Origin of the sequence: Luteolibacter algae (genome assembly GCF_042683045.1) — a bacterium.
Lineage (GTDB): Bacteria > Verrucomicrobiota > Verrucomicrobiia > Verrucomicrobiales > Akkermansiaceae > Luteolibacter > Luteolibacter algae.
Genome location: NZ_JBHUIT010000008.1, coordinates 1 through 8,709 on the forward strand (window position 1 = coordinate 1; position 8,709 = coordinate 8,709).

At 50.6% G+C, this 8,709-nt stretch carries 7 protein-coding genes; 6 read left to right on the forward strand and 1 reads right to left on the reverse strand.

Features of this window, described 5'->3' with window-relative positions; translation table 11 throughout:
* Nucleotides 1-124 precede the first annotated feature (124 nt).
* The 6 genes from ACFSSA_RS06795 to ACFSSA_RS06820 all read left to right on the forward strand — a co-directional run bounded on the left by ACFSSA_RS06795 (nt 125) and on the right by ACFSSA_RS06820 (nt 7,860).
* Complete coding sequence (locus tag ACFSSA_RS06795; protein ID WP_386819560.1) at nt 125-721, forward strand: LemA family protein; 597 nt, start codon at nt 125-127, stop codon at nt 719-721.
* Between the two features lie 205 nt (nt 722-926).
* Entirely contained in the window at nt 927-2,633 is a 1,707-nt protein-coding gene (locus ACFSSA_RS06800) for a M48 family metallopeptidase (RefSeq protein WP_386819562.1), read from the forward strand.
* Between the two features lie 249 nt (nt 2,634-2,882).
* Nucleotides 2,883-3,515: a hypothetical protein gene (locus ACFSSA_RS06805; RefSeq protein WP_386819564.1), complete on the forward strand. Its 633-nt coding sequence runs from the start codon at nt 2,883-2,885 to the stop codon at nt 3,513-3,515.
* Between the two features lie 167 nt (nt 3,516-3,682).
* On the forward strand, nt 3,683-6,532 hold the full coding sequence (gene ppdK, locus ACFSSA_RS06810) for a pyruvate, phosphate dikinase (protein ID WP_386819566.1): 2,850 nt from the start codon (nt 3,683-3,685) through the stop codon (nt 6,530-6,532).
* A 127-nt stretch (nt 6,533-6,659) separates the two neighbouring features.
* Nucleotides 6,660-7,262: an NUDIX hydrolase gene (locus tag ACFSSA_RS06815; RefSeq protein WP_386819568.1), complete on the forward strand. Its 603-nt coding sequence runs from the start codon at nt 6,660-6,662 to the stop codon at nt 7,260-7,262.
* Between the two features lie 55 nt (nt 7,263-7,317).
* Nucleotides 7,318-7,860, forward strand: a complete 543-nt coding sequence (locus tag ACFSSA_RS06820) for an NUDIX hydrolase (protein ID WP_386819570.1) — start codon at nt 7,318-7,320, stop codon at nt 7,858-7,860.
* Between the two features lie 86 nt (nt 7,861-7,946).
* Here ACFSSA_RS06820 and ACFSSA_RS06825 read toward each other — a convergent pair.
* Nucleotides 7,947-8,709, reverse strand: a 763-nt coding sequence (locus ACFSSA_RS06825; protein ID WP_386819572.1) for a PLP-dependent transferase, incomplete at its 5' end; no start/stop codon positions are given.

Consider the following 8,709-nt stretch of genomic DNA (forward strand, 5'->3'; position numbering starts at 1 on the left):
CCGGGGCTGGTCCGGACTTGTGGCGGGAGCCTCCAATCGCAACCAAATGCTTGATTGAAAAAATCTACGGATGAATTTCTTTTTTGTCGTCACAAGCAAAATGACGCATTAAGTATGACTCATCATGACAGTAGTAACAGGATTGGTGGTTATATTAGGAGTTATATTTCTAGTCGGAATTTTTGCGATGGGAGTTTATAATGGACTCGTCAAGCTTAGGAATATGTATAAAAACGCGTTCTCTCAGATCGATGTCCAACTGAAGAGACGGCACGATTTGATACCAAACCTGGTGGAAACGGCGAAGGCTTATATGAGCCACGAGAGAGAGACCTTAGAGGCCGTTATCTCAGCGCGAAACATGGCCTCAGACGCACGTGAAAATGCGGCTGCGCATCCAGGTGATCCTGCAGCACTTGAGAAGCTGGGTAAGGCTGAAGCAGGACTTGGTGGAGTGGTCGGCCGTCTGTTCGCGGTGGCAGAAGCATATCCCGAATTGAAGGCCAACCAGAATATGATGCAACTGAGCGAGGAGCTTACGACAACTGAGAATAAGGTCGCATTCTCACGACAAGCTTATAACGATTCAGTTTTATCGTATAATAATAAACGTGAAGTGTTCCCGAATAATATTATTGCAGGTATGTTCGGGTTTCACGAGGCGGCTATGTTCCAGATCGATGTTGAATCGGAGCGCCAGGCTCCAAAAGTTCAATTCTGAGACTTGAGCAACCCCGATGAATTTTTTCGAGGCCCAAGAACGAGCAAGGAAGTCGAGCCGTTATTTGATATGGTGGTTCATACTTTCTATTCTCGGCGTCGTTGTAGTTATATATTTACTGACTGCAACATTTTTATATTATTCGGATAGTTATAAAGAGGGGTTAAGCCCGATAGATGGAGTATCCAGCTGGTGGGATCCGTCAATGTTCCTTGGCATAGGGGCTGTCGTAGGAGGAGTGATTATGACGGGTAGCTGGGTGAAATTAGCTCAGCTATCCGGCGGAGGAAAAGTGGTTGCACAAAGCTTGGGGGGACGGGCTGTTGAGCCTACAACCACCGATCTCCAGGAAAGGCGTTTGTTGAATGTCGTGGAGGAAATGGCCATTTCTTCCGGAGTGCCTGTGCCGGAAGTTTGGATTATGGACGAGGAGCAAGGCATTAATGCGTTTGCCGCAGGCTCCGATCCCTCAAACGCGGTGATCGGAGTCACCAGGGGCACACTGGATCGTTTGACCCGCTCTGAATTGCAGGGGGTTATTGCACACGAGTTCAGTCATATACTAAATGGCGACATGAAGCTTAATATGCGGCTGATGGGCTGGATTTTCGGGTTGGTGATGCTCTCCATGTTAGGACGAATCATGCTTGAATCTTTTCGCTTCATGCGTGGATCGCGCGATTCCAAAGGAAACGGTGTAGTCATTGCTATCGTATTAGCAGGGTTGGCAGTTTGGCTTGTGGGGTCTGTGGGGGTTTTATTTGCAAGAATGCTTCAAGCCGCGATCTCCAGACAACGGGAGTATCTGGCAGATGCATCTGCTGTGCAGTTCACTCGTGATCCAAGTGGAATCGCGGGTGCTCTGAAGAAGATTGGAGGCTTTAGTGAGCACGGAAATATTTCTTCGCCGAAGGCAATGGAAGCGAGACATATGTTCTTTGCAGGAAGTGGCTTTAGCATGATGATGGCGACACACCCGCCGCTGGAGAAACGTATTCGAGCTATCGAACCGAACTGGAATGGAACTATGCTGGAAGGAAAAGCCGATCCTGTCCACCTTTCCGAATTTTCCGGGTCCATGGGATTTGCCGGTTCTCTGGAGCAACTGGGCGCCGCTCAAGGGCTCGATAATATCGGAGAAAGTGGCCGACTAAATACAAATGTTGGAGCGTTTCTGAGAGAAGAATTACGTCAGGATAAAGTGACATCTTTTTCAAAGAAAGAAGCGAAGTCATTGCTTTTAGGTTTGCTCGTTGCAGCTGATGCGGATGAAAAGAAGTTGGCTCGACGCATTCTTATCGACCACTCCTTTGATGCCGGGGAGATAGAGGCGGTAATGAGTTGGAGCGGAGAACTTGTGAGTTACACCTCCGCGAAAAAATTGGCTCTGGTGGATCTCTCGTTATCGTGGCTGAGGAAGATGAGCAGGAGCGAAGCAGCGGAGTTTGTGAAAGCCAGTCAGGATCTAATCGAAGTGGATGGTGAGGTGAATCTTTTCGAGTTCATGTTACAAAAAGTGATCGAGCGTCACGTATCGGTGGGACTTGGGCTAAAACCCGTGCCTGCGATGAAGTATCGAAATCTTTCACAACTTCACAAAGAGATGAATGTGCTGCTGGGAGCTTTTGGATCGCTTGCCGGTGGTGAGGAAGCGATCGCTCAGGCAGCAAGCGAATATCATGAGCACACAGGCAGAGATCTTCGGTTCGTTCAATCAAGCATGGAAGATGTTTCCAAAGCATTGGAGGAAATGGACGCTTCCACTCCTCTGGTAAAACAGCAGATCCTGAGACTTTGTGGCTTGGTGGCCACCTATGACAACGTTATTGAGAATAGGGAACTGGAGTTGCTCCGTGCTACCGCAGAGGCTATCGGCGCTCCAATTCCGCCATTGGTGAAGAAGTCGATGTAGTCCGCGCTTGCGTTCCCCAATAGCCTCGCGGAGGATTCGTGTGTGGAGAAACAAGGTCGGCCATGGTGGCTATATTTGAATTTGCTTGGCTTGGATGCGCCGCTGATAGCGGTGACATGGTTGTTTCTTTTTGCGAAGACATGGAGGGTTAATTACCATCCTTGGGAAGCATACGTCGCGCTAGGTCTTGTGGTTTGGACGATCCGAATTTCCGCGAAGCTTCTGGAAAGTGCGATGGGCTCGGAGAAGGTGATTTTTGTCACAGCTCACAAAGTAATATTGAAAAGAGCGGCTTTGGTTAGCGGGCTGGCGGCTCTTGGTTTAACGGTTCTTAATTTTCCTTTGTCAGTCTACGCCTATCTGCTCGTCGGAGGGATTCTGGTGTTGGGTTTTTTTGCATTAGCGCTTTTCTCGGGCAAGGAAGATAACGAAATATCTTATGCAAAGCACTCGCTTGCCGGAGTGGCCTTCGCTTACGGAACGGCATTGATGGCTCATGTCTATCTGCCAAATCTCGGTATCAGAGAATTACTCTTCTCGCGCGAATTTATCTGCTTTTCACTGCTCTGCATTATCACATCCACGGCAACGGAAATTTGGGCTCACGGCTCGAACGCCTCCGGCCAATCGACCAGTGTCCTGGATGAGATTACGATCTCTCTTCCTTTGACATTGCTTGGTGCTGCAGCGCTGATTTCTGCGGTCCAGAATGAAACCATGGCAGCACGCCCTTTCTTTTATGCCATTCTTACAGGGGCGGCCTTGTTGCAAGTTCTCAATAGAACACGTTCGAGGTTCGGGATCACCACAGTCAAGTTATTGAGCGCAGTTTGCTTATTGGTTCCCGGATTGATTTTTCAAGCTTATCTGAGAAGCCAGTAACCCGTTCAGAACGAAAATTTTGCCGGAAAGTCTTTGATTTATTGAAACTGGTCGATTGACAGGCCCAACGCTGCTGATAGCCTGCCGCGCCCGCTCCAAGGAAACGGAAGTAATTTTCCGCGTAATATTACCTCGTTGCGGCATGCAACCCGACAATAACAAATACGATGGCAACCAAGAAGAAGACGGCAGCTAAGTCAGCCGCGAAGAAATCCTCCGCGAAGAAATCCTCCGCGAAAGCAATCAAATACGTTTACACCTGGGGCGCAGGCAAGGCCGATGGCGATGGCACCATGAAAGCGCTCTTGGGCGGTAAGGGTGCGAACCTCGCAGAGATGACCCGCATCGGTCTCCCGGTTCCTTCCGGCTTCACAATTACCACCGAAGTCTGTACATACTACTATGATAATGGTAGAACATACCCGAAGGTTCTTCGTTCCCAGATGGAAGAGGGTATTGCGAATATGGAGAAAATCATGGGTTACAAATTTGGCGATGCCAAAGGATTCCCGCTTCTAGTTGCCGTCCGCTCTGGTGCACGCGACTCCATGCCAGGCATGATGGACACCGTTCTCAACCTTGGTCTCAACGACAAGACAGTCGCGGCACTTGCCAAAGCAACCGACAATGAGCGTTTCGCATGGGATTGCTACCGCCGTTTCATCCAGATGTATGGTGATGTGGTTCTTGGTGTTCAAAAAAATCCAGACGAAGATCATGAGCCTTTCGAACATGTCATCGAAAGCTACAAGCATGAAATCTACGGGAAGGATATCATCGATTCCGAACTAACTGCAGAGGATAACAAGGAATTGGTCACCCGCTTCAAGGATCTCGTGAAATCCCGCACTGGTCATGGCTTCCCGGAAGATCCGTGGGAGCAACTTGAAGGCGCCGCTGGTGCTGTCTTCGGCTCATGGATGAACGATCGTGCGATCGTCTACCGTCGTAAATACGGTATCCCGACTGCTTGGGGAACAGCTGTTAACGTGCAAGCCATGGTTTTCGGAAACACCGGTGCCAACTCAGGTTCCGGCGTTGCATTCACCCGTAACCCGGCAAATGGTGAAAACGAACTTTATGGCGAGTTCCTCGTGAACGCTCAGGGCGAGGACGTGGTGGCAGGTGTCCGCACACCGGATCCAGTTGCCGGCATGGAAGAAGCGCTTCCAGCCGCATTCAAGGAACTGATGAAAGTTCGTAAAATTCTCGAGAAACATTTCCGGGACGTGCAGGACGTGGAGTTCACCATCCAAGATGGCCAGCTCTACATGCTTCAAACCCGCAACGGAAAACGCACTGCCGCTGCCGGTCTTAAGTTTGCTGCGGACATGGTGAAAGAAAGACTCATCAACTGGCAAACTGCCGTAATGCGCAACCCTGCGGATCAGCTGGACCAGCTTCTTGCTCCGGTTTTTGATGTTAACGAAGCAGCAAAGGCTACAGTCATTGCCAAAGGTCTTCCGGCAGGTCCGGGTGCTGCATCTGGCAGAATCTATCTCAATGCAGATCGCGCGGTTATTGCCGCGGAAAAAGGTGAGCGTGTCCTTCTGGTTCGTGTGGAAACTTCACCGGAAGATCTCCGTGGAATGATCGCGGCAGAAGGTATCCTTACATCCCGCGGTGGTGTGTCTTCGCACGCTGCTCTCGTCGCCCGTCAAATGGGTAAAGTCTGTGTTTGCGGTGCATCCGGCGTAGAAGTGGATTATGAAAAGAAAACTGTCACTGCCGGTGGCGAGACCTTCAATGAGGGTGACTTCCTTTCCATCGATGGCACAGCAGGCACCGTCTTCGGTGGCGAGCTTGCCACAGAGCCGTCTGAAATCATCACCGGTCTTATCTTCAACAAGAAATCCTCACAGAATACTGAAAAGTATCAGAATTTCGTTCAGCTGATGGAATGGTGTGGCAAGGCTACACGCATGGGTGTCCGCACCAATGCAGACACTCCTGATCAGGTAAAAACCGCAGTCGCTTTCGGTGCCGAAGGCATCGGTCTTACCCGCACGGAGCACATGTTCTTCGAAGGTGACCGTATCGACGCAATGCGCGAGATGATTCTCGCTACAGAAGAGGCTGACCGTAAAAAGGCTCTTAAGAAGCTTTTGCCACACCAGAGAAAGGATTTCTTTGGCATCTTCAAAGCATTGGAAGGCAAGCCAGCGACGATCCGCCTTCTGGATCCACCACTTCACGAGTTCTTGCCAAACACTCCGGAGTCCCAAAAAGATCTTGCCGACAAGCTCGGTGTAGAAGTGGAGGCAATCGCTCATCGCGTTCATGATCTTCATGAGTTCAACCCAATGCTCGGACATCGTGGTTGCCGACTTGCCATCTCGTATCCGGAGATCGCAGAGATGCAGGCACGTGCAATCTTTGAAGCCGCTGCCCAGTGTGTGAAGAAAGATATTCCAGTGCAGCCTGAGGTCATGGTGCCGCTCGTCGGCTACGCCCGCGAGCTTGAGCTCCAGGTGGAAATCATCCATCGCGTGGCGGAAGAAGTCAAAGCAGCCAAAGGCGTTGAATTTGACTATCTTGTTGGCACAATGATCGAAGTTCCTCGCGGTGCGATTACTGCGGACGAGATCGCCAAGCACGCTCAGTTCTTCTCGTTTGGCACAAACGACCTGACACAGACCGCCCTCGGCGTTAGCCGTGACGACATGGGATCTTTCCTCAGCAGCTATCAGGAAAATGACATCTACCCGAAGAACCCGTTCGCGTCCCTCGATACGACCGGCGTTGGTCAGCTGATGGAAATCGCTGTTGAAAAAGGCCGTTCCGTCAAGCCTGACATCAAGCTCGGTATCTGTGGCGAGCACGGTGGCGATCCGGATTCCGTGACTTTCTGCCATAAGCTCGGTCTTGCATATGTTTCCTGCTCACCATACCGCGTTCCTGTTGCCCGCCTCGCTGCGGCACAAGCCGCTATTGCGGAACAAACTGGCAAAAAGCCAGCGCGTGCCGCTAAAAAGGGTGCAAAGAAGGCAGCCAGAAAAGCCGCTAAGAAGAAGTAATTCTTCCTGCAGTCTTTAACCGTTGAGATAGCTTAGGAGAGCCGTTCCAGATATATTTCTGGGACGGCTTTCGCATTTTATAGAAATCAATTCTTCAGTTTGTCATTGATCGGAGTTAGAACGCGTCATGAGTGATCTGTTGGAATTCGCCAGAGAGCTGGCAGCGATCGGCCAAGCTGGTATTACCTACAGCCGGGATCCATATGACCGTGAGCGTTTCGTCAGATTAAGGGAAATGGCCGGGGAAATCTTACAGCTTCCACAGTATTCACCGGATTTCAGATGGCCGGAGGAATTCGGCTATGACACGCCTAAGGTGGATGTTCGTGCTATCGTGTTTCGGGATCACCAGATATTATTGGTGCGGGAGACATCCACAGGCTTATGGACAGTGCCCGGAGGATGGGCTGACGTGAATTTGACACCTGCTGAAAATGCGCAGAAAGAATGTCACGAAGAAAGCGGGTATGAGGTAAAAGCTAAAGCCTTGTTATCAATCATCGATAAGGATCGTGCGGGCTATGATCGGAACGTGAACGCGATCTACAAAATCTTTTTTCTATGTGAGATCGTCGGAGGGGAAGCAAGAACCAGTATAGAAAGTAGCGAGGTCGGTTTTTTTGATTTGGAAAGTCTGCCCGAGTTGGACCCGCAGCGGACCCGCGAAGCTGATATTCGTTCCGCCTATAATCGATACCTGAAGCCGGAGCTACCTGCTGAGTTCAATTGATTTTGGCTTTCATAGGCTCGCTTGCATTTTCACATTTCGTGAACATTATGCCGCCGTGCACCGGAAATTACTACTCGACCAGCTTTCAGAATACGCTGTCACACATCCCGATGAGAATGATGTGATTGATCGTTTTGTTAGCTTCATAGAAAATGAAACAAGATGTTTCGAGCGGAGTCTAGGGATAGGTCACATCACCGGATCTGCATGGGTTGTCAACGAAGATGGCTCAAAGGTGCTGCTGACCCACCACAAGAAATTGAATCGATGGCTTCAGCTGGGAGGCCATGCGGACGGTATGACAGATGTGTTGGCTGTGGCGATCAAAGAGGCGGAAGAGGAATCGGGTCTTGCTGGCTTTTCAAAAGTAGGGGCCGGCATCTTTGATATAGATATACATCCCATTCCGGCACGAAAAAATGAACCCGAACATCTGCATTACGATGTCCGCTATGTGCTCCGTCCCACCGGTTCTCTAAAGTTCATCGTAAGCGAGGAGTCACACGATTTATCGTGGGTGGATATTGATTGCGTGATAAATCATACCACTGAGGAATCAATGATGCGGATGGTTCAAAAGTGGCGGAACATGCGTTAATCAGAGAAAAAAATAACCGGGCATCCATTGTGGAATACCAGGTCAATCGGATTTCTGGTGGATTGTATATTTAGTTCGCTAGAGTTTTAGCCGAGCGCCTGGTCAATATCGGCCAGGATATCGTCGATGTGTTCGATACCGACTGAAAGGCGAATGAGCTCCGGCGGGATACCTCCGGCAATCTGCGCCTCTTCACTAAGCTGGGAGTGGGTGGTGCTGGCGGGATGGATGGCCAAGGATTTTGCGTCTCCCACGTTGGCCAAATGAGAGAAAAGATCCAGTGACTCAATGAATTTTTTGCCAGCATCTGCACCACCTTTGATTCCGAAAACGACCATGGGGCCACCCTTGCCACCGAGGTATTTTCTGTTTTTCTCAAACTGGGGATCGGACTCCAGGCCTGGGTAGCGGACCCACTCGACTTTTTCATGCGCGGCGAGATGTTTCGCCACCGCCAGGGAGTTTTCACAATGGCGCTCCATACGTAGTGGAAGAGTCTCCACCCCTTGCAGGATAGCCCATGCATTGTCCGGAGCCAGACACGCGCCAAGATTCCGGAGGGGACCTGTCCTCATACGCAGGATGAAAGCCAGTGGGGCGAGAGGTTCTGGGAGATCATGTCCCCAGCGTAGGCCGTGGTAGGAGCTATCCGGCTCATCGAAGAGCGGGTGCTTCCCACCGGCCCAGTTGAACTTTCCTCCGTCGATAACGATACCGCCGATGGACGTCCCATGGCCGCCTAACCATTTGGTTAGGGAATGAATGACGATATCCGCACCGTGTTCGAGGGGGCGTAATAAGGCCGGGGTGGTAAAAGTGGAATCAACGACAAGCGGGAGCCCGAGGGCA